19 protein-coding genes are annotated in these 21,087 nt (G+C 43.3%); 16 read left to right on the plus strand and 3 right to left on the minus strand.

Annotation, left to right across the window (positions count from 1 at the left end; translation table 11 throughout):
• Positions 1–259: 259 nt before the first annotated feature.
• From M4S28_RS23090 to modC, 4 genes are all read left to right on the plus strand, one after another.
• On the plus strand, positions 260–1,726 hold the full coding sequence (locus M4S28_RS23090; RefSeq protein ID WP_249632976.1) for a cobyric acid synthase: 1,467 nt from the start codon (positions 260–262) through the stop codon (positions 1,724–1,726).
• Between the two features lie 170 nt (positions 1,727–1,896).
• A complete protein-coding gene (gene modA / locus M4S28_RS23095; RefSeq protein ID WP_249632977.1) occupies positions 1,897–2,655 on the plus strand; it encodes a molybdate ABC transporter substrate-binding protein in 759 nt (252 codons plus the stop codon).
• Entirely contained in the window at positions 2,656–3,354 is a 699-nt protein-coding gene (gene modB, locus M4S28_RS23100; RefSeq protein WP_004731040.1) for a molybdate ABC transporter permease subunit, read from the plus strand.
• The gene (modC, locus tag M4S28_RS23105; RefSeq protein WP_065607045.1) at positions 3,351–4,457 is read left to right on the plus strand and encodes a molybdenum ABC transporter ATP-binding protein ModC; all 1,107 of its coding nucleotides are present in this window, start codon (positions 3,351–3,353) and stop codon (positions 4,455–4,457) included. Before modB ends, modC begins: the two co-directional genes overlap by 4 nt.
• Positions 4,458–4,966: 509 nt before the next feature.
• Here the strand turns inward: modC and M4S28_RS23110 are convergent.
• Entirely contained in the window at positions 4,967–5,404 is a 438-nt protein-coding gene (locus M4S28_RS23110) for a DUF3069 domain-containing protein (protein WP_004731036.1), read from the minus strand.
• 131 nt (positions 5,405–5,535) lie between these two features.
• On the opposite strand from M4S28_RS23110, the gene M4S28_RS23115 reads away from it, so the two are divergent.
• Positions 5,536–6,507 carry a diguanylate cyclase gene (locus tag M4S28_RS23115; RefSeq protein ID WP_017079249.1) on the plus strand — a complete coding sequence of 324 codons (972 nt, stop codon included), beginning with the start codon at positions 5,536–5,538 and terminating at the stop codon, positions 6,505–6,507.
• 77 nt (positions 6,508–6,584) lie between these two features.
• A complete protein-coding gene (locus M4S28_RS23120) occupies positions 6,585–7,616 on the plus strand; it encodes a Solitary outer membrane autotransporter beta-barrel domain (RefSeq protein ID WP_065607042.1) in 1,032 nt (343 codons plus the stop codon).
• 32 nt (positions 7,617–7,648) lie between these two features.
• Here M4S28_RS23120 and M4S28_RS23125 read toward each other — a convergent pair whose 3' ends face one another.
• Positions 7,649–8,890: a GGDEF domain-containing protein gene (locus M4S28_RS23125; RefSeq protein ID WP_249632978.1), complete on the minus strand. Its 1,242-nt coding sequence runs from the start codon at positions 8,888–8,890 to the stop codon at positions 7,649–7,651.
• A 338-nt stretch (positions 8,891–9,228) separates the two neighbouring features.
• Here M4S28_RS23125 and M4S28_RS23130 point away from each other — a divergent pair, with 338 nt between their 5' ends.
• The 9 genes from M4S28_RS23130 to M4S28_RS23170 all read left to right on the plus strand — a co-directional run bounded on the left by M4S28_RS23130 (position 9,229) and on the right by M4S28_RS23170 (position 17,895).
• A complete protein-coding gene (locus tag M4S28_RS23130) occupies positions 9,229–9,597 on the plus strand; it encodes a late competence development ComFB family protein (RefSeq protein ID WP_004731025.1) in 369 nt (122 codons plus the stop codon).
• 39 nt (positions 9,598–9,636) lie between these two features.
• Positions 9,637–9,918: an HlyU family transcriptional regulator gene (locus M4S28_RS23135; protein ID WP_004731023.1), complete on the plus strand. Its 282-nt coding sequence runs from the start codon at positions 9,637–9,639 to the stop codon at positions 9,916–9,918.
• 300 nt (positions 9,919–10,218) lie between these two features.
• On the plus strand, positions 10,219–11,772 hold the full coding sequence (gene pntA / locus M4S28_RS23140) for a Re/Si-specific NAD(P)(+) transhydrogenase subunit alpha (protein WP_249632979.1): 1,554 nt from the start codon (positions 10,219–10,221) through the stop codon (positions 11,770–11,772).
• Between the two features lie 10 nt (positions 11,773–11,782).
• The gene (gene pntB / locus M4S28_RS23145) at positions 11,783–13,162 is read left to right on the plus strand and encodes a Re/Si-specific NAD(P)(+) transhydrogenase subunit beta (protein ID WP_017079246.1); all 1,380 of its coding nucleotides are present in this window, start codon (positions 11,783–11,785) and stop codon (positions 13,160–13,162) included.
• Between the two features lie 346 nt (positions 13,163–13,508).
• The gene (gene vxrA, locus M4S28_RS23150; RefSeq protein WP_054546846.1) at positions 13,509–14,981 is read left to right on the plus strand and encodes a sensor histidine kinase VxrA; all 1,473 of its coding nucleotides are present in this window, start codon (positions 13,509–13,511) and stop codon (positions 14,979–14,981) included.
• Positions 14,956–15,615 (plus strand): response regulator transcription factor VxrB, encoded by a 660-nt coding sequence (gene vxrB, locus M4S28_RS23155; RefSeq protein ID WP_009845363.1) that lies wholly within the window; start codon positions 14,956–14,958, stop codon positions 15,613–15,615. Before vxrA ends, vxrB begins: the two co-directional genes overlap by 26 nt.
• A complete protein-coding gene (locus M4S28_RS23160) occupies positions 15,615–16,502 on the plus strand; it encodes a DUF2861 family protein (protein ID WP_017081080.1) in 888 nt (295 codons plus the stop codon). Before vxrB ends, M4S28_RS23160 begins: the two co-directional genes overlap by 1 nt.
• A gap of 50 nt (positions 16,503–16,552) precedes the next feature.
• On the plus strand, positions 16,553–17,701 hold the full coding sequence (locus M4S28_RS23165) for a conjugal transfer protein TraF (RefSeq protein WP_108109481.1): 1,149 nt from the start codon (positions 16,553–16,555) through the stop codon (positions 17,699–17,701).
• A gap of 41 nt (positions 17,702–17,742) precedes the next feature.
• The gene (locus tag M4S28_RS23170) at positions 17,743–17,895 is read left to right on the plus strand and encodes a YoaH family protein (protein ID WP_017073513.1); all 153 of its coding nucleotides are present in this window, start codon (positions 17,743–17,745) and stop codon (positions 17,893–17,895) included.
• Between the two features lie 810 nt (positions 17,896–18,705).
• On the opposite strand, the gene M4S28_RS23175 is transcribed toward M4S28_RS23170, so the two are convergent.
• On the minus strand, positions 18,706–20,013 hold the full coding sequence (locus M4S28_RS23175; RefSeq protein ID WP_249632980.1) for a GGDEF domain-containing protein: 1,308 nt from the start codon (positions 20,011–20,013) through the stop codon (positions 18,706–18,708).
• Between the two features lie 583 nt (positions 20,014–20,596).
• Here M4S28_RS23175 and M4S28_RS23180 point away from each other — a divergent pair.
• Positions 20,597–20,740 (plus strand): hypothetical protein, encoded by a 144-nt coding sequence (locus tag M4S28_RS23180; RefSeq protein ID WP_249633774.1) that lies wholly within the window; start codon positions 20,597–20,599, stop codon positions 20,738–20,740.
• The last annotated feature ends 347 nt before the right edge of the window (positions 20,741–21,087 follow it).

Raw genomic sequence — 21,087 nt, forward strand, 5'->3', positions numbered from 1 at the left:
TTTAGTAGAAACGTTTTTCTGAATTTGAAACGTTTCTTTTCGTTAGTTCGTTTTATTTGTTGATGCGCTGCTTATCGTTCATAAGCTTCGTTTCGATGGAGCTATTAAACAACACTGGGGTTGAATCCAGAGTGAGTAACACATTCATTTTCCATTCATTTTATTGAGCATCTACTCGGCAATGACGTTAAGATGGAGGAAGAGAAATATTGCCAACAGCTATAAATTGAAAATTAAGAAATTAAGGATTTAAGTACAGATGCGATCACCGTTAAACGCCCTTATGGTCCAAGGAACAACGTCAGATGCCGGAAAAAGTGTTTTGGTGGCAGGTTTATGCCGTGTTTTGGCAAGGAAAGGAATCAAAGTGGCACCTTTTAAGCCACAAAACATGGCGTTAAACAGTGCGGTGACAAAAGATGGCGGCGAAATTGGTCGCGCTCAAGCGGTTCAGGCGCAAGCTTGTAACATTGAACCTACTGTTCACATGAACCCGGTATTGCTAAAACCCAATTCAGATACTGGCGCACAAGTTATTCTGCAAGGCCGATCGATCAGTAATATGGAAGCTACGGGCTATCATGATTACAAGAAAGTGGCGATGGATACGGTTATTGATTCGTTTGACCGACTTTCTGAAGAATACGAAAGCGTGATGATTGAGGGTGCGGGTAGCCCAGCCGAAATCAATCTTCGCGAAAATGATATTGCGAACATGGGATTTGCTGAAAAGGCGGATATCCCGGTGATCATCGTTGCTGATATTGACCGTGGTGGCGTTTTTGCGCACCTCTACGGCACATTAGAGTTGTTATCTGAATCTGAACAAGCTCGCGTAAAAGGCTTTGTGATAAACCGCTTTAGAGGCGATATCGCGTTACTTCAATCTGGACTTGATTGGTTAGAAGAGAAAACCGGCAAGCCTGTGATTGGTGTATTGCCATATCTGCATGGTTTTAACCTAGAAGCGGAAGATGCCATTACCTCAGCCCAAGAGTCTGACGGAGAAGCTAAACTTAAAGTCGTGGTACCAGTGCTAACCCGAATCAGCAACCATACGGACTTCGACGCGTTAAGACTTAATCCTTCCATTGATTTACGTTATGTCGGTAAAGGTGAACGTGTAAACAATGCAGATTTAATTATCTTGCCGGGTACAAAATCGGTAAGAGCAGATTTGGATTATCTAAAGCAACAAGGCTGGGATAAAGATATTCAACGCCACCTGCGTTTAGGCGGCAAAGTGATGGGTATTTGTGGTGGTTACCAGATGCTAGGAAATATCATCCACGATCCAGATGGCGTTGAAGGTGAGCCAGGAAGCAGCGAAGGGTTAGGGTATCTCGATACTGAAACGACGCTAACACAACAGAAAACCTTAACAAACGTGCGCGGCACCATGACACTTGATGGCAAAACAGCACAAGTAAAAGGGTATGAGATCCACGTAGGTAGGACTGATGTCAAAGAAATAGCATTACCGGTTCAGTTAGAATCAGGCAGCCTTGATGGCGCTGTGAATCAAGATAACTCGATTTTTGGTACTTATCTGCATGGCGTATTCGATAACAGCGATGCGTTATCGCTTATTTGCGAATGGGCAGGAGCCAACTATGTGACCGCGATTGATCACGAACAGCTTAAAGAGCTGGGTATTAATCGAATCGCTGATGCCATCGAAGAGCATTTAAACCTTGACTTGCTTTGGCCTGAATTAACCATTTAGGTCTGAATTTAAAGCTTTAGCCTGAACTCAAAAGCTCATGACTGACTTAATAGCTTCAGTCAGAGTTAAAAGCCTTAGCTTGCGTTAATAGCTTTAGCCTACGTTAAACCGTTGAGTCTGACTTAAAAGCGATCTCAAGAACTGAAACGAACAATAGATAAGTGATCACAATGAAAAAGCGAACCATCCTTTTAACCATAGCCTTAACATCGGCATTGAGTTCTAGTCATCTTTTGGCTGCGGAAAAGCTACGAGTTTACGCTGCATCGTCGATGACGAATGCGGTTAACTTGTTGGTCGAAGAGTTTGAGAAAGATCATTCTGTCGATGTTATTCCAGTCTATGCGAGCACGTCATCTTTGGTACGCCAAATCGAAAGAGGCGCGCCAGCAGACATCTTTATCTCGGCAAACGAAAAATGGATGACGCATTTAGTCGATCGTCAATTGGTTTCTAGCGACAATGTCACAAACTTGTGCGAAAACGAATTGGTGCTGATTTCCCCGAAAGAGACACCAATATCGTTGGATCTCTCAAACGGTGACCAATGGGCTAAACTACTAACGAATGAAAGACTTGCGGTTGGCAACACTATGTCGGTTCCTGCGGGTATCTATGCGAAAGAAGCGCTAGAAACGTTAGGTGTCTGGGACGATGTGAAGACTCGATTGGCACCAAGTAACAATGTTCGTATGGCATTGGCTTTGGTAGAGCGTAGTGAAGCTAAGCTTGGCATTGTTTACAAAACAGATGCGTTGCTTTCTAAAGAAGTGAACCTAGTGTCGACGTTCCCATCAAATTTACATACGCCAATACGTTACCCTGTAGCGAAGTTGAGCGATAAAGTCGTCGCAGAAGAGTTTTATACTTTCCTAAATAGCGAAAAAGCGAAGGACACCTTGAACAGTTTTGGATTTGAAGTGCGTTAAATGATGTATTTATCGGAATACGAATACCAAGCCTTAATGCTGAGCTTGAAAGTCGCTGGTTTTGCCATTTTGTGGCTTATTCCTATCGGCATCGGCTTGGCATGGTTGCTTGCTAAGAAACAATTTGTGGGCAAAAGCATTGTAGAAAGTATTGTCCATTTGCCTTTGGTGCTTCCACCTGTGGTCATCGGTTATTTGTTGCTAGTGATGATGGGCAGACAAGGCGTTATTGGCTCTTGGCTCAATGACGTGTTTGGTATCGTATTCAGTTTTAGCTGGAAGGGCGCGGCACTCGCGTGTGTTGTTGTCGCGTTGCCATTGATGGTTCGCTCTATTCGCCTGAGCCTAGAAACCGTAGACAGTAAACTGGAAGAGGCCGCAGCCACATTGGGCGCTTCACCTCTTCGTGTGTTTTTCACCATTACTTTACCTTTGATGATCCCTGGGATCATTACCGGCACCATGCTTTCATTCGCAAGAAGCCTAGGTGAGTTTGGTGCGACCATCAGCTTCGTTTCAAATATTCCCGGTGAAACTCAAACCATTCCATTGGCCATGTATACCTTTATTGAAACCCCTGGCGCGGAAATGGAAGCGGCGCGTTTGTGTGTCATTTCAATTGTGATAGCGCTTGGTTCATTAATGCTATCTGAGTGGCTCAACAAAAAGTCAGCAAAACGCTTGGGAGGAAACGCATGAGTGCTTTGATCCTCCAATACCAACAGCAGCTTGGTGAAACCTTTTTCGATATCGACTTAGAACTCCCTAGCAGCGGAATTACAGCGATTTTTGGTCGTTCTGGTGCGGGGAAAACCTCCCTTATCAATGCGATTAGTGGCCTTAAACAGCCAGACAAAGGCTTGATCAGCGTATCTGGAACCACTCTGTTTGATAGTCGCAATGGTATTAATTTGCCAACCCATAAACGCAATGTTGGTTATGTGTTCCAAGAATCGCGATTGTTCCCGCACATGAAAGTCGCGGCGAATCTTAAGTACGGCATGAAAGGTACTGACAAAGCACACTTTGAGCAAATAGTCTCGCTGTTGTCTTTGGACTCATTGCTTGATCGCTATCCAGCTCGCCTGTCTGGCGGTGAGAAGCAACGTGTGGCAATTGGACGCGCTTTGTTGTCTAAGCCGAGTATTTTGTTGATGGATGAGCCATTGGCCTCTCTCGACTTACCTCGTAAGCGTGAAGTGATGCCGTTTCTGGAAAACCTCTCTGAAACAGTGAATATTCCAATCATCTACGTGACGCACAGCCTTAATGAGATCCTACGCTTGGCGAATCACCTTGTGATCATAGAGCAAGGTAAAGTCATTTCGTCGGGTGTGACAGAAGAAGTGTGGGCTTCAAGAGCCATGCAACCGTGGCAATCATTCTCAGAACAAAGTTCATTATTTGAGGGGACGTTGGCTGAGCACAATGACGATTACGCGTTGTCTCGACTGAAGCTTGGTAAATCGACATCGTTGTGGGTTCAGAAGGTGTCGAGCGACATTGGAGCTGCGGTAAGGTTACAAGTTAGGGCAAATGATGTCTCTATCACGCTAGAACAGCCGCAAGGCACTTCTATACGTAATATCCTCCCTGTGACCATTAAAAGCGTAGAGACGCACCAGCAAGGCTCAAACAAGCAGAGTGTTGCAGTAGAGCTGGAATTAGAGCCTGGTTGTTACTTGTGGGCCACCATAACCTTGTGGGCTCTGGACGAGTTGAGTTTGGAAATCGGTCAGCAAGTCTACGCTCAAATTAAAGGCGTGAGTGTCGCCCAGCGAGATATTGCCGTCACGCACTGATTCAGGCGCGACCTTTGAGGCAATGAGTGAGATAAGTTCGATCATTGTCTTTTCTATGTTTACTGCTTTTCAGCGATGCTTACTGCTTGTCTGCGAATTTAACGTTTGTCAGCGATGCTTACTGCTTGTCAGCGAGCCTAACGTTTGTCAGTGATGCTTACTGCTTTTCAGCGATGCTTACTGCTTGTCAGCAATATGAATACTTGTCTGCGACGTGAATATTGATCTTGATTCCATGAATGGATACATGCGTCATTTTTTTACGGTATAACTGCCAGTTTTGCGCCACACTGTATGAGTGTTAAGGCATATTACTTATTTGTAGAATGTCAAAAGCAACACTGACAAGAGCTTCAGTGGCAAAAACACAAACATATTGTGAGCGAAGCTCTCAAGCAACGAACAGAAAAAGCTGCAGGCACAAAAAAGCCGCATGTTTTAAATAACATACGGCTTAATCATTAAGTTTTCGTTAAGCATTCAACCTAAATTTAGGTGCGATGAATAGCTTAGCGGATGAAAACTTCTTTGAAATCACGCTTCAAGATAGCATCACGGCGCGCTTTCTTGATTTGCTTAGCCATGTCTTTTACACAGTTATGTAAAATTTGGTCAAGCAGTTGAGCTCGGTACTCTTCTTTTTCTTCATCAGACATGCCTTCTGGAAGTTTAAGAGTAGGGAACTCCTCCATCATGTTTACGCCAGCGAAAGCTTGGCTAACAGAGATTAGAGCGTGGAATTGCTCAAAGTTGTCCAAAACATTTTGTGCGCTTGCTGGAAGGCTGCTCCAAGTTTCACGCACTGCTTCTTCAGACACCTCATGAATAGAAGTAACCATGTTGTGCATCTCTTTAGGCACTTCATCAAATTCGATAACTTGGCGAAGCTCTGGTGAGATAGTGGTTAAATCGATTTCTTGTACTTCGTTGTTTGTAGCGTCTGACATAGTATTTCTCTTTAAAAAGAAACAATGCTAAAAAGATCTGTAAAAAAGTCAATATAATATAGAGATTAGGGCATGATTTAAGCCCAAATTTGAGCTACTTTGAATATTCAACACTAGATAAAGGTGATGTGATGATAGAAAAGGGATCTTCGATGCGCATATTGCTGGTTGATGACGTTCAACTAGACAGGATGCAACTCGCTATTCGACTCAAGCAATTGGGTCATGTTGTAGAAGCTGTTGGTAGCGGAAAAGAAGCCCTGAATGTTTATTCTGATTTTGATCCTGAACTCGTGTTACTTGATATTAGCATGCCAGACATGGATGGATTTGAAGTGGCTAATGAGGTTCGTGGCCAATTCCCAGAATGGGTTCCTATCATCTTTTTGAGTGGTCATGAAGAGCCGGAGATGATCGCGAAAGCGATTGATGCTGGTGGTGATGATTACCTAATCAAACCGGTAAACAAAGTTGTTTTAAACTCTAAGTTGATTGCGATGCAGCGTATTGCGCACATGAGACGAGAGTTAAAACAGAGTACCGCCAAGCTCGAAGAACTGAATATTCTCCTTCAGCAACAAGCCAATGAAGATGGTCTGACTAAATTGTATAACCGTCGATATATGGATACTAAGCTTGAAGAGAGCATTGCATGGCACGGAAGACGTAATATCCCCATGACTGTCATACTTCTAGATGTAGACTTCTTTAAGCCTTACAACGATAATTACGGTCATATTCAAGGGGATAAGTGCTTGCAAGGGCTTGCCGGTACCTTGAAGCAGCTTTTTGTGCGTGCGGGAGAGTTTGTCGGTCGCTACGGCGGTGAAGAGTTTGTCCTTATCCTAAGTGACACAGACAGCGATGCTGCTATGTTGCAGGCGACACGTATAAAAGAAGCGTTGCATGAAATGAACTACGCTCATGAGCACTCAACGGTATCCGATAGAGTGACAGCGTCACAAGGTGTACTCTCATTCGTGCCTGATGGGGGAGAATCTACCGCCTCTATTTACGAAAAGGTCGATCAAGCGCTTTACCAAGCGAAACAAAGTGGCAGAAATACCTTCATACAACGCAACATTTTGGAGCTTGCTCGTTAGTTGGCGAGCTCTTTGAGATATTTGAATTCATACTTTACTGGCGTTTTAGCTAGGAAGTGCTTTAAGTGATAAGAGAAATGCCAGATTCAAAGTCATTTTATGTGACTAGCACATGTTGGACGCTTGCGGTTCCTCTATTTTTTACCGCGGCTCCTCTATTTTTAACTGCAGTGCCAACCACCGCTAATGCTAACTCCCTATCTGATCTCTTCCGTAAGGAGCTAGAGCAGCGCTTTGCCACCAGTGTGTTACTCAACGATACCGATGTTTTTACTTTTGGTATCAATAACTTCGACCCGAACAAAGTGCTAAGTTTGGACAATGAAGACATTGGTTCGAACGATTCGGTGAGTCGTAGACAAAACATCACATCTCTCAGTCTTCCTTACACATTTGAACTGCCAAGTTACATTGAAGACAACCATCAAGAGGTAACGCTACGCCTGTCAGCGTTACGAATTGAGAATGATGTAGAATATGCGTCAACAATCAAAAGTGACTTTCAAAAAGAGTCGGTGATTTCTGGTTACGTGGCGTTTGCCAATGTGTCTCAACTTAACGAACACTGGAGTTTCAGCTCTGCAATTGGTAATCATATTTCTTATTACCGCAATGACTTCGAATATCGATCTCCATTACTTGAGCCTATTCAAGAACAGTTGGACGGGGTCTATTACAATACCGATGCATGGGCATACATAATTGAGCCCAAGATCAAGCTGACCTTTGAAGACAAAAATGATTGGGGAAGATACAAACTCAGTACCAGTTGGCATTACTTTAATGGCTTCGGATGGGGAGAAGCCAATAACGGCGATATTGGTCACCCTGAAGGTTGGTATATCGCCAATGAAGCCAAGATTTTCTATGATCTAGTTCGTTGGGATAAAAACATCACATCGATGTACTCGAGTATAAGAAGAATTGATATAGGTGGTGACACCGTGGCTTCTATGGGCACAACATCTTACTACGAGGGCAGCGTAGGTTGGTTGCTTAACCCAAACCTGTTTAATGACTGGGTCGATAATGTGGGAATAGGGTTTACGATCAATTACGGAAGCAGTTTGAAAGGCGGGAGCTTAGTTATTTTCTTTAACCAAGATTAAGCTCCCTCTAGTCGAGTTATCGACACTTACGTTTAGCTATCAACACACAGCTTGTTTCGGCCGGTTTCTTTCGCTTTGTAGAGTGCCTTGTCAGCAAGCTTCAATACTTCTTCAGGATGCTTGGTGGTTGTGCTATCAGACAGCCCAATACTCACCGTCACATTCACCACTTGCGATGGTTTCCCGTTCTGACCACGATTTTTGATACCCACTTCATGGTCATCAGGACGCTCGTGGCTATTTCGAATGGTCATGTCGTAGTTTTGGATCTCTGAAATCAGAACTTGAAGGTGCTCTTTCACCTGTTCCGTGTATTTGCCTTTAAAAATAATCGTGAACTCTTCTCCACCATAGCGATACGCTTTCGCACCACCGGTGGTTTCTCTAAGAATACGAGCCACCAGTTTCAGCACATCGTCGCCAATGTCATGGCCATAGGTATCGTTAAATTTCTTGAAGTGATCGATATCAACCATCGCCATCGAATATTTACGGCCTAAGTGCTTCATATCGACTTCTAAGGCGTGTCGACCTGGGATGTTAGTTAGTTGGTCATTAAAAGCCATATCGTGGCTAGCAGACATCACATAGACGATGATCAGCGTGCCTGATAAGGAGAACATAGTGCTAGAGATGTACTGCACGTCAAAGAAGATGAATGTACAAGAGGACAGCAAGATAGTGCTATAAACGACAACATCAATAGAACGGTTGTACACCAGCACTAGAATGGCTGTAAGTCCAAGCAAGCAAAGGCTATACAACACCAAAACAAAAGGCAGTTTGGAGAAGTCTCTAACAATGAACAGTAGGCCTTCACTCCATGATTCAAAACCGCCAGCGTGGAAATGAGAAACGATCAATTGTGCCCAAACCATAAACAGCACGAGAACGATGGCGTAGAGGAGCATCGACTTTGAATTGACACCGTTATCCGGGAAGGCATACACCAACAAGCAAGTGACCGGTACTAATGCCGCAAGTAACGACAGCTCTAATAAGGTGGTTCCGGTGTTCAAAGGGGTTTGCAAGCGAACTTGGATGATCAGGTAGGCTACTAGCATGGTTAATGACACCATGGCCATGCGTCCTTGTCTGAATGTATGGCATAGCAAAACGGCAACGCTCAATAAGATATATGGAAGGTTGCTAGCAAACCCTAGGTTTGAATCCGTCACGAGAATGACGTTGTTCATACCAGCGAATAAAATTGCCAATAAAAATAGAGGGAAGCAAAATCGAAACATGCTCGACGTTACAAAAGAAGATGCCATTTACGTGGTGAGCCTAATTATACTGATGATCTTGTAATTTAATTTTATACGTAGGATACGGTTAAACAAGCGAATGCCAAGCTTTTTGCTTAAATCAGAGCAAAAACATAGTCATAGGTCGCTAATGATGCAACCATTTTTATATGTATTTGAGTTGCTATTAACCATAGAACCAACTACACAGTATATATGAGAAATTAATTAGTCGTTATAGTTAGTTAACATGCAGTTAGTAAATCTGTAGTAATGAGTAGGGTATAGTAAGGTAACAATATGTAGGTCGTTGCCAATCAGGCTAGAACTCGATCTGTCGTGATAGCTACAAATGGAGGTGTGGTATGCAAATTAGTGTTGATGTTCACAACTATATGGAAACTCTGGTGGGTCAGGTCTTGGCTACCGAGGAATATGTGTCTAGTTATAACAACGAACAGTTGGCTGATCTGGCGTGTTTGGCTTTAGGTCAACTTAAGCCCATCTATATTCGTTTCGATATCGATTTTCTTTCGGCATTGCCAGAAGACAAATTGGTACTCTATAAACGAAATAGTGAGATCGCGGTCAAGAATGCTGAAAGTATGATCATTGACGATAGAAGGCGCGAACGTGACGACAATGTGCCCGTTATATTTAGTCAACACAATTTTGATGATGACGTAGAATTGCAATGGTATGAAAAGCCATTGTTGAACCGTAAACAGTCGTGATAGTTTAGGGTTAATACGGTCATTTAAGGAGTAAAAAACGTGGGATTCTTTTCTAGATTATTTGGTGGCAAAGAAAAAACCGAACAAAAAGTAGAGATTGAGCCAGTCGAATATAAAGGTTTCAATATCTATCAAGATGCCATTGCAGAATCTGGTCAATACCGTGTTGCTGGGCGAATCGAGAAAGAATTCGACGGTGAAATCAAAACTCATCGTTTTATTCGTTCAGATGTTGTTTCAAACAAACAAGATGCCGATGAATTGATGCTAAAAAAATCGCAGATGTTCATCGACCAAATGGGCGACAATATATTTAGCTAACCAAATAGGGTTAGAATTGATGTTGGTCATAATTTAGAGAGCTTTCAGTGTATATGCTGAAAGCTCTTTTTAGTTTTAGGGACAAAGAACAGCTAGTAAGTTGTTATTTAAAGGATTATTTGCAAGTGGTTTGACCTCTTAGTTCGAGACGGTCGTCATTTCTTCAAATGAAGCGCTCAAATTCCATCCAAATCGTTATAAGTAATAACTTTTCCTGTTCTTTGAACAAAACGCTTGAAGTATTAGTTGTCGTTAGATACAAACGAATAAGTCATTCGTGCCAATAGTCAAGGAATAGCTATGCAAATTGGTGTACCAAGAGAAACACTCGCAGGTGAAACGCGAGTCGCTGCTTCGCCGAAATCGGTAGAACAGCTTCTAAAATTAGGGTTTGAAGTTTGTGTTGAATCACAAGCAGGTGCGTTAGCAAGTTTTGAAGATGCAGCTTATGAACAAGCTGGAGCAAAAGTTGTTACTGCAGATGAAGCTTGGAAATCCGATATTATCTTTAAAGTTAACGCTCCGATCGTTGACGAGTCTAAAAACGAAATCGATCTACTTAAAGATGGCGCAACATTGGTCAGCTTTATTTGGCCTGCTCAAAATCCAGAATTGATGGAACAATTGTCTACTCGCAACATCAACGTGATGGCGATGGATTCTGTACCACGAATTTCAAGAGCTCAGGCGTTAGATGCATTGAGTTCTATGGCAAACATCGCGGGTTATCGTGCTGTTGTTGAAGCGGCGCATGAATTTGGTCGATTCTTCACGGGTCAGATTACGGCTGCGGGTAAAGTTCCACCAGCAAAAGTACTGGTTGCAGGTGCTGGTGTTGCTGGCCTAGCGGCAATCGGCGCTGCGGGTAGCTTAGGTGCGATCGTTCGTTCATTCGATGTTCGTCCTGAAGTAAAAGAACAAGTTGAGTCGATGGGTGCTGAATTCTTGGAAGTGGATTTCAAGGAAGATACCAGCGCGGGTGATGGCTACGCAAAAGAGATGTCTGAAGCATTCAACAAGAAAGCCGAAGAACTTTATGCAGCTCAAGCGAAAGACGTTGATATCATCATTACAACCGCTCTGATTCCAGGTCGCCCGGCTCCGAAGCTGATTACCAAAGAGATGGTAGACAGCATGAGTGCAGGTAGTGTGATTGTAGACCTTGCGGCAGCCAATGGCGGCAACTGTGAATACACGGTTGCAGACCAAGTGATCACAACCGCTAATGGCGTGAAAGTGGTAGGTTACACCGATATGGTTGGTCGACTGCCGACTCAATCATCTCAGCTATACGCGACTAACTTAGTTAACCTGCTGAAACTGCTTTGCAAAGAGAAAGATGGCAACATCAATATCGACTTTGAAGATGTCGTCTTACGTGGCGTAACGGTGGTTAAAGAGGGCGAAGTGACTTGGCCAGCTCCACCAATTCAAGTTTCTGCTCAACCACAACAACAACAAGCTAAGCCTAAAGCGGTTAGACCTGAACCAAAAGTTCAAGAACCTGTCTCTCCAATTAAGAAAGCGGCGGGTATGGCAGTTGCTGTAGGTGCTTTTGCTTGGATAGCTTCGGTTGCTCCTGCTGCGTTCTTATCTCACTTTACCGTTTTTGTTCTCGCTTGTGTGGTGGGTTATTACGTAGTTTGGAATGTAAGCCATTCACTGCATACACCTCTGATGTCCGTAACTAACGCGATTTCAGGGATCATTGTAGTAGGTGCACTGTTACAGATAGGACAAGGAAGTGGCGTCGTCACATTCTTATCATTTATTGCCGTATTAATTGCAAGTATCAATATCTTTGGTGGCTTTACCGTGACCAAACGTATGCTTGAAATGTTCCGTAAAGACTAAGGAGTAACAGATGTCTGAAGGATTAGTACAAGCAGCTTATATTGTTGCTGCTGTATTCTTTATAATGAGCTTGGCCGGGTTATCGAAACAGGAATCTGCACGTGCAGGTAACTATTACGGTATCACGGGTATGGCAATCGCGTTGATCGCGACGATCTTTGGCCCTCATTCTGCTGGAATTGTGTGGATCATCATTGCGATGGTGATCGGTGGTGGTATTGGTATCCACTTCGCGAAGAAAGTGGAAATGACCGAAATGCCAGAGCTGGTGGCAATTCTGCACAGCTTCGTAGGTATGGCGGCGGTACTTGTTGGTTACAACAGCTACATTGATGCACCAGAAGCGGCAACGCATGCAGAGCACGTTATCCACTTAGTGGAAGTGTTCCTAGGCGTGTTTATCGGTGCGGTAACCTTCACCGGTTCTATTGTTGCATTTGGTAAGCTTCGCGGCGTTATCTCTTCGTCGGCACTGAACATCCCTCATAAGCACAAGTGGAACCTAGCGGCTATCGTTGCTTCTACATTGCTCATGATCATGTTCGTTAAAGCTGACGGCAGCATGTTCGCATTAATGGTGATGACTCTTATCGCATTCGCATTCGGTTACCACCTAGTGGCATCGATTGGCGGCGCAGATATGCCAGTGGTTGTTTCTATGCTGAACTCGTACTCTGGTTGGGCAGCAGCGGCAGCAGGTTTCATGCTTGCGAACGATCTGCTTATCGTAACGGGTGCGTTGGTAGGTTCGTCAGGTGCGATTTTGTCTTACATCATGTGTAAGGCGATGAACCGTTCGTTTATTAGTGTTATCGCTGGTGGATTCGGCCAAGACGTGGTTGTATCTGATGGCGATGAAGAGCAGGGTGAGCACCGCGAAACATCAGCTGAAGATGTGGCAGACATGTTGAAAAACTCAAAGTCAGTCATCATCACTCCAGGGTACGGCATGGCAGTAGCTCAAGCTCAATACCCAGTGCATGAAATCACTGACAAGCTAAGAGCGCAGGGCATCAAAGTTCGATTTGGTATCCACCCAGTTGCTGGTAGGTTACCGGGTCACATGAATGTACTGCTTGCTGAAGCAAAAGTGCCTTACGATATCGTTCTTGAAATGGACGAAATCAATGATGACTTCGATGAGACAGATACTGTATTGGTTATTGGTGCAAATGACACCGTGAACCCTGCAGCACTTGAAGATCCAAACAGCCCAATTGCTGGTATGCCAGTACTTGAAGTTTGGAATGCTCAGAATGTTATCGTATTCAAACGTTCGATGAACACAGGTTACGCCGGTGTGCAAAACCCACTGTTCTTCAAAGAGAATACGCAGATGTTGTTTGGTGATGCTAAACAGAGCTGTTTAGGCATTCTAGAACATCTATAGAAAGCATTTTCTAATCTCTTGCTAAGAAGTTTTTTAAGAAGATTTCTAATAGTTTTCTGAGTGTGCTTTCTAAGCACCATGTAATATCTAGACTAGGAGCTCATTTGAGCTCCTTTTTTTGATCCTCAGAACTAGCCTTAACCCAAACCTACAACGAATAGGGTAAAGAAACCAAAGCAAAACCCATTCGAATGATGGCTGGATTCATCAATCAGCTAGCGAGTACGCCTGTGCAACACAATCCTAATATGATGGAATTTATCGCTATAACTCACCATTCCCACTGTTTTTCATGCGGTTAAAAATTTATCTTTGATAGCGAATGGTATATATTTGTTTGATCTATATGAATTTGCGTTGGTTTGTGATCATCAAAAGAACATTTACTCTTCTTATCGCTACGTTATCTGTGTCTGCAAACGCGCTTGCTGACTCTTTACCTGAGCGTATCGATAATTTCACCAAACTCTTTGATCATGAAACCGCAATCGAATCTTATGATATTCGATTGTTGCAGGCTGATTATCCAACACGTTTGATCATGCCGTCTTCTATGCTGCCACAAACCGCAGAGTACCCATTAAAAGACATACAGCGCTTATACCAGTTATCAAAAACCTGTAGCGGGAAATTACCGTTAAGCCCGTTGATCACTGAACCATTGGTCTTTACTCGTGCAATGTGTAAAGGAACCAAGCTTTCTGATCGTTGGTTTAGCCGTAGTGGCTTGATTCACCCAGGTGGTGGTTCTTATGCGGCGCGATACGTAGAGAAGTATCCTGACAAGTTCGACTCTTTGAAACGTTTTATGCATATTCAAGAGCGTCCAAACACTGAACATGATGAACTGTTATCTCGTTTACAAAACATGGACAGTGAGGCCATCACGGCACTGTTAGCCGGTTCGAGCATGTTTGTCGAGCTTGACGAAATGTGGGTAAAACGCGGCGACAGATATTACCTGTACAAAGAATCAGACTGGAATGAAAACGCGACACTTTCTGGATTGTCGTTCAGTTTATCTTCAGAAGGCAAAAGCTGTTTTGTTCAGCGCGGTAATGTATGTTGGGAAATAGAAGATCATTCAGAGCTTCTGCAAGTTGCCATGTTTATCTTGGTGCTCGCCAACATCATGCTTGTTTTGGGGTGGGCGGTTTACCGTTGGAACAGTAAGAAACAAGAGATGAAGAGCCGCATGCTGGTGCTTCAAATCCTAACGCATGAACTAAGAACGCCGATTGCAAGTTTGTCATTGACGGTTGAAGGGTTTAGACGCGAGTTCGAACACTTACCAGAATCAGTATATGATGAGTTTCGTAGGCTGTGTGAAGATACACGCCGTTTAAGGCAGTTGGCAGAAGCAAGTAAAGACTATTTGCAATCAGACAACCAACCGCTCGCAACAGAGTGGGTACCAAGTGTCGAAGAATGGCTTCAATACAAAGTTGAAGAAGAATTTGCACCGGGCATTGAACTCCGTGTAAACAAAGATATCGCTGCAAAAATAAACGTATATTGGTTAGGGACGTGCATCGACAACCTGATCAGGAACGCCGTGAAATACGGTGTCGCACCAGTGATACTAGAACTGAATACTTCTGACAAGAAGCTGACATTCAAAGTTATAGATAACGGAGACTTGTCCCGCAAAGATTGGGGGCAACTAAGAAAGCCATTCGTAAGTAAGAGTGGACTCGGTTTAGGTCTGACGATAGTGGAATCTATGGTCGGAAAAATGGGCGGTCACATGACGCTGATAGGCCCCCCAACAACATTTATTTTGGAGATACCTTGTGAAACAGACATTGCTTCTCGTTGAAGATGATAAAAATTTAGCTGACGGTTTATTAGTTAGCCTTGAGCAAGCTGGATATGAATGTTTGCATGCAGAACTGATCTCTGAAGTTGAAGGCTACTGGGAACAAGCGGACCTAGTGATTCTAGACCGTCAACTTCCGGATGGTGACTCAGTAGATTCACTTCCAGGTTGGAAGAAAAAGAAAGACATCCCAGTGATTTTGCTAACGGCTCTCGTAACAGTAAAAGACAAAGTTGCGGGCCTAGACTCAGGTGCAAACGACTACCTAACTAAGCCTTTCGCTGAAGCTGAATTGTTTGCTCGAATTCGCGCGCAGTTACGCCTGCCTGATGCTGAAGATCAAGACGCATCAAAAGTTATGGCTCAAAATCTGGTTATCGATAAAGCGACACGTGAAGTGTTTTTCAATGAACTGGAAGTCACGTTAACGCGAACTGAGTTCGACCTACTGCTATTTTTGGCAAGCAATCTTGGCCGTGTTTTCACGCGTGATGAGCTGCTTGACCATGTATGGGGTTACAACCATTTCCCAACAACACGTACGGTAGACACGCACGTTCTGCAACTAAGACAGAAACTGCCGGGTCTAGAAATCGAAACGCTGCGTGGCGTTGGTTACAAGATGAAAGCGTAATGAAAAAAGCCTTACTTCCACTATTAATGTTGTCTTGTGTGGTGAATACCGCGCAAGCTGCAGATTGGTTTAAGAGTAGCGATACTCTAACTCAAGTTCATAAACACCTGTTGGATAATGACTTACCTCAGATGTTTGATTCACTAGTGGAAGTTTGGCAAATCAACTCTTCTCAATCACGAGAAGACCACCTCAATGAGCTGTTCGATCAAGCATTGAACAAAGATTGTGGTAAAACCCTCACCAGAAAAACACTCCCAGATTGGATCAGTTCAGTCGTCGTTAAAAGACACATCATTCAAAGCCCTGGCCGAGATACTTTTCGCGTATCAATTGATGTTGAATCCGAAAACAACATTCAAGATATTACCTTCGAGAAGTGGGTCGATAAGATTGTTTCATCGGACAGTGAGCTAACCAAAGACAGTGAAGTGGTAAACAACGCATCGGTGAGCCTATACCGCAAGCGTTACAATTTAGCATCTCAACTTGAGTCAGGCCTGTATCGTTTAAGTGTGAAAGGCGATGGCGGTAATTCATGGAGTACTTGGATTATTCTTGGTGACGTTTCTTTTCGCCAGCAAGTTCGTTGGGCATCAAAAGACACGTGGCGCATCGATAAAAAAGAACTGCTGAATCCTTATTGTCCGCTTCCTAAGCTCGAAATTGGTTTGTACGATTACGTCGATGAACACTATGAGCAGGTGTGGGGCAAGAGCTATGAATCTGATTATCCAATGAACCTAACTGGCGAAGAACTTCCCAATGATCGCTACGTTTTGGCGGTTTCAATGGTGCATTCACGCTGGCAAGGTGACATAGCGATAGAACAAGCACAAACTATCAGTAAAACTTATGATATTTCTAGCGAAGAAGAGTTAAAGTAATTTAGAATTGAGCCGTTAACTATGTAAGGGATCTAACAAAGATAAACGGCATGAAAAATACGACTAAACTACTCGCAGCATCAATTGCATTCGCCAGTCTTCCTCTTTCAGCAGCAAACTACGCCATTGAAGCGCGTGGTGATGCGATGGGTGGTGTTGGTGTTGTTTCAGCAAACTTCCTAACCGCTCCATTCTATAACCCAGCACTTGTTGCCATTTATCGTCGTAACGATGATATGGGAATGATCACGCCAAGTTTTGGTGGTAGCTATAACGACCCCAACGACATGAAATCGAACATCGATAGTGTTGTTGATGCATCAAACACCGCAGAACTCGATGCGGCGCTGAATAAATTGGATGGCAACCAAGCCAATGTTGAACTGGGTGGTGTAGTCGCCTTTGCTCTTCCTAATCAGTTTATCGCGGCAAACCTTTTCGCTAAAGCCTACACAGAATCATTTGCAACACCTAACGTTTACACAACAGGTTCAGACGCAGATAAAGTGGAACTGTCTACCGTTGAAGCGGTTTCAATCGGTGTCGCAGAAGTCGGCCTTTCTTTAGCAAAATACCAAACCTTTATGGGCCAACACATCTCATTTGGTATTACACCTAAAATCCAACGTATTTACACGTACAACTATGTTGCATCGGTTGATGATTACGATTTATCTGATGTAAGAGAAAACAGTGACGGCGAAACGGCATTTAACATGGATGCAGGTGCGCTTTGGTTCTTCGGCCCATTCCGAGTGGGTGTTGCAGCAACTAACTTAATCTCTCGAGACATCGAAACCAAAGATACGACGAGAACGCTAAACAGCAGCTCAAGTACTGCGACACACCAAGTTGGTGGTAAATACACTTATCAACTTGAACCGGTATACACAGTGGGTGCCGGCATCGTATCGGATTACTTTTCTTTCAGTGTTGATTACGACCTAAATGAGACTGAGAAGTTTACTTCGTTTGCTGATAACGAACAGATGATTCGTGTTGGTACCGAAGTCGATCTTCTGCGTCAGCTTAAGTTAAGGGGAGGGTACTACAAGAACCTGGCTTACTCTGATTCAGAAGGAACAGTCACAGCCGGTATTGGTATCTCGCCACTCAACTTGTTCCAGTTAGATCTAAGTGCAAACTACACAAACGAAAATGCAATGGGTGCTTCAATCAATTTCCTTGCTAGTTACTAACAGTCCTTATATAGTTCTGCTCCTAAATAAAGGAGCAGAGCATGCTAAACGACTTACCAACCCTTTCTCACGAAGAACAACAGAAAGCTGTTGAACGAATTCAAGAAATGATGACTCAGGGCATCAGCACAGGACAAGCGATTAAAATTGTTGCTGAGCAAATTCGTGAAGAAATGAGTAATAAAGAAGAGTAGGGCATCAGCCCTTCTTTTTTAACACCTTAGTGCACTATAACTAAATATATTACCCTCTAGTATATTATCTCGTACATCCCAACTCTTTAGTTACCCTAAATCCCGATCTACCAAAAACCATTAAATACCTTATATTCAGCAAGTTACGTCGGAGTAATCCACTTTTCAGGCTTTCCTTGGCTTTGAGTTGTAATTAAATTACAGCAAGATCTGAAAGTAAAACAATCGCCATTTTAGGTGTCAGTATTTGTGTCACCACGTCTAAGTGGTTAAATATATGGTGTTTTTCAAGGCTAGTGACGTTGTGACTTCTATTTTTAGCGGATACGAGTACATGAATGTTCAGAAGCAGACAAATGAGGATTTCATCTAAGAACAGTGCGAGATAAGTGACGACGGTAATGTTGAAAACCGATACCGCGAGTGACTAACCACTGGTTAGAGCGCGCTTTACTAGCCAAATTATGTAGACTTTTAAAACAAGTGGTTAGGAAGCTTAGAGGCGTACGGAAGAGCGGTTTATAGAGCGATTCAGGAACGATACGTATCAACCTGAGAATGATATTGATGGCGTTATTACAGATGGTGTTGTAGCAAACGGTGTTATAGCAGATGGCGAGAGCGCGCTTATAGGCATACGAATCGATTAGAATTTTGATGAGACAACAAAGCTTATGGGTTTATTTAGTCAGCGGTTAAAAATCTAACGGCTGCTTAAGTGGAGAGTAGATATCGACAGGGTATTAATGGCGTGTTGATTGAGTAGTGGTTCAGAGTTGAATGTGTAGCTGCGGTCCAGTCTAGTGAGCCTTAATAAAACGTAACGACTTGGTTTCGTCCGTTGTCTTTCGCTTGGTAGAGCGCTTTGTCTGCACGTTTGATGGCGGTACGTATCGATTCATGCTCCTTAAGCTGCGTTACTCCCGTCGAAGCCGTTACCTTAAGCGCTTTAGGCCAAGGGCTTTGGTCCATTGCTAGGTAAAAACTATCGATAGATTCGTTACACTGTAGCGCAGTTTGTTCCAGGCAAACTAAAAGAAACTCCTCACCACCCCAACGATAAAGTAAGTACTGCTCACCAAGGCTCTCGTTCGCCGTTGCGACAAACTGAATAAGTACTTTGTCACCCACTTCATGGCCATGTTGATCATTGATCTGCTTAAAATGGTCTAAATCAAACAACGCGATGTGAATCGTTTTTCCTTGTTGCGCCAGCCATTCGAAATCATAGAAGGTATCTAACGCTTCGGTTCGGTTTCTACATCCGGTCAACGGATCGGTTGTTGCCTTTACCTTGAGCTCTTCAATTTCTTCGGTCAAATAGCGTTGTTGCTCCGCTGCACGCGTTCTGCTTCGCTGTGCGATGTGTAACGCACAACCTACATAACAGATGGCATAGGTCACCCATAATCCAATTAAGAGTTCGCCTAACAAAGCTTTGCTGATGATTTTACCGTGGAAAACAATGCTCGAGATCTTAATTGAATGGTGCCCATCAAACGTGCTGGCTCCAAGGCCGAGCTCAACAGACACCGCGTTTGTAATGTCTACCGCGCTACTAGTAATAGGTTGGTTGTAATGGTCAATCCACCAAAAAGGGACGTTGAAGTAGTTTAAGTCGATGTGGTTTTTATCTGATAACGAGAAGTCTAAGCGATTGAACTTATTCGACATAGCATCGCCTTTCACGCTGTAATTCTTGTCGTAATTGCGAATGTAGAAGCGAAACCTTGGGTCTTCTTGGCCTTGGTAATCCATATTAATGGTGACCGAATCGAACGCAGAGAGATCGAGCCCTTTACCTTGTGTCGATATAACGAACTCAATTTCACAGAAGGGTAAGCTATAGGTTCGTTCAAAGTCACACTGTAACTCAATTTCATCTTCTGACTTATGTAATGAGCCTACGGTGCCACCATCGTGGTCTCTGTCTGTGTTAACGCGTGTAGGGTATTTGTCTGGTGTAATAACGTAGCTCTTATTCATGAGCTTATTAAAAGAGATCAACGACACTAGCGTGATTGCTAGGCAAAAAATCGAAAGGAATATGTTGAGTTTTCGGAATGCTTTGTCGCTCATGATACTAACCCGTACACGTGATTCGAATGTAATGCGCAATGCCTTAGAGTTGGCGCAATCGATGATTCTATTTGAGTATTGCCCTAGGTGGAATCGGTATACCTAAAACTAACGCAGAGCTCAGGTTATACAGTAAAGAGATTCATTTAACCAAATGTAAGTTTAAAATCTGAACGCAGAGCCTTGATTCTGAATGTTATTTGCTCAATAAGTGCGGTTTTTACGGGGGTAATAATTTAACTGTATATTTATACAGTTAAATTTAAAGTGGCTCGGTTTGTTGTAATCAGAGTAGTGTGTGCGAGTTATAAGGCTTGCTGTGATAACGAGTCACGAGGCCACTGTTACTGTTCATCAATTAAAGTGGAGGGCAGTTATGTTGCAGTGTCACTTTTTGGAACTCGTTTTATCGAAACACTTTGTTGTCTATGAGAGCGTTCGTACCATTCATTTTGTCTTTTATTCCCAACTACGCGCCATAAGTAGAGCAAGGCTTCAATGCACTGCAGAACATCTCTAATCCTTACTGGTTTGTCGTAGGTGCAGTTGTGGTCGATACGCTAGGCATGCGCGCCATGGTGCGATACCTACTTGAATACTACTCACCTCGATGGAAAACGAAGTGATGGCGTTTCTTGAGGCGTTAATCATTGCATTGATTACCGGTGGAGTCTCAAGCCTTGGCACGATTGCGGCTTTGAAAACGCACATCAACTGGATAAAGCGAGTGCAACAGGACCAAGAGCAGCGGATACGAAAACTGTAGGACTCCAATGGCTAAAAAAGGTTATAAATGCAAAGGCCGCAAACAAAATGGCCAGTTAATGAAAGGCTACACGCTTAGAAATGGGCGCGTGGTTAGGGCAAATACCACACGAAAACGTTACAAAAAACGGCGATAAAACAACCAATACTAAGAGCTACTTTTTATCAAAGTGGCTCTTCTTTATACGTTCTATAAGAGCTTATAGCTTTAGCGCCTGGTGTCACATCTAATGATTTAAATCACTGTTATACATAGGGTTGATAGTTATAATCCTTCCCTGAAATCTTACTAAACAGAACGTTCTTAATTTAAACGGAAAGTTTCTCTGTTTAATCGCAGTTAGGGAC

This window comes from Vibrio sp. J383, from assembly GCF_023503985.1.
Lineage (GTDB): Bacteria > Pseudomonadota > Gammaproteobacteria > Enterobacterales > Vibrionaceae > Vibrio > Vibrio splendidus.

Coding starts and splice junctions, on each gene's coding strand:
- M4S28_RS23090 (WP_249632976.1), top strand. CDS start 260: ATGCGATCACCGTTAAACGCCCTTATGGTCCAAGGAACAACGTCAGAT.
- M4S28_RS23160 (WP_017081080.1), top strand. CDS start 15,615: ATGAAAAAAGCCTTACTTCCACTATTAATGTTGTCTTGTGTGGTGAAT.
- modC (WP_065607045.1), top strand. CDS start 3,351: ATGAGTGCTTTGATCCTCCAATACCAACAGCAGCTTGGTGAAACCTTT.
- modA (WP_249632977.1), top strand. CDS start 1,897: ATGAAAAAGCGAACCATCCTTTTAACCATAGCCTTAACATCGGCATTG.
- vxrA (WP_054546846.1), top strand. CDS start 13,509: ATGAATTTGCGTTGGTTTGTGATCATCAAAAGAACATTTACTCTTCTT.
- pntB (WP_017079246.1), top strand. CDS start 11,783: ATGTCTGAAGGATTAGTACAAGCAGCTTATATTGTTGCTGCTGTATTC.
- M4S28_RS23165 (WP_108109481.1), top strand. CDS start 16,553: ATGAAAAATACGACTAAACTACTCGCAGCATCAATTGCATTCGCCAGT.
- M4S28_RS23115 (WP_017079249.1), top strand. CDS start 5,536: ATGATAGAAAAGGGATCTTCGATGCGCATATTGCTGGTTGATGACGTT.
- M4S28_RS23170 (WP_017073513.1), top strand. CDS start 17,743: ATGCTAAACGACTTACCAACCCTTTCTCACGAAGAACAACAGAAAGCT.
- M4S28_RS23120 (WP_065607042.1), top strand. CDS start 6,585: ATGCCAGATTCAAAGTCATTTTATGTGACTAGCACATGTTGGACGCTT.
- modB (WP_004731040.1), top strand. CDS start 2,656: ATGATGTATTTATCGGAATACGAATACCAAGCCTTAATGCTGAGCTTG.
- M4S28_RS23125 (WP_249632978.1), bottom strand. CDS start 8,890: ATGGCATCTTCTTTTGTAACGTCGAGCATGTTTCGATTTTGCTTCCCT.
- M4S28_RS23130 (WP_004731025.1), top strand. CDS start 9,229: ATGCAAATTAGTGTTGATGTTCACAACTATATGGAAACTCTGGTGGGT.
- pntA (WP_249632979.1), top strand. CDS start 10,219: ATGCAAATTGGTGTACCAAGAGAAACACTCGCAGGTGAAACGCGAGTC.
- M4S28_RS23110 (WP_004731036.1), bottom strand. CDS start 5,404: ATGTCAGACGCTACAAACAACGAAGTACAAGAAATCGATTTAACCACT.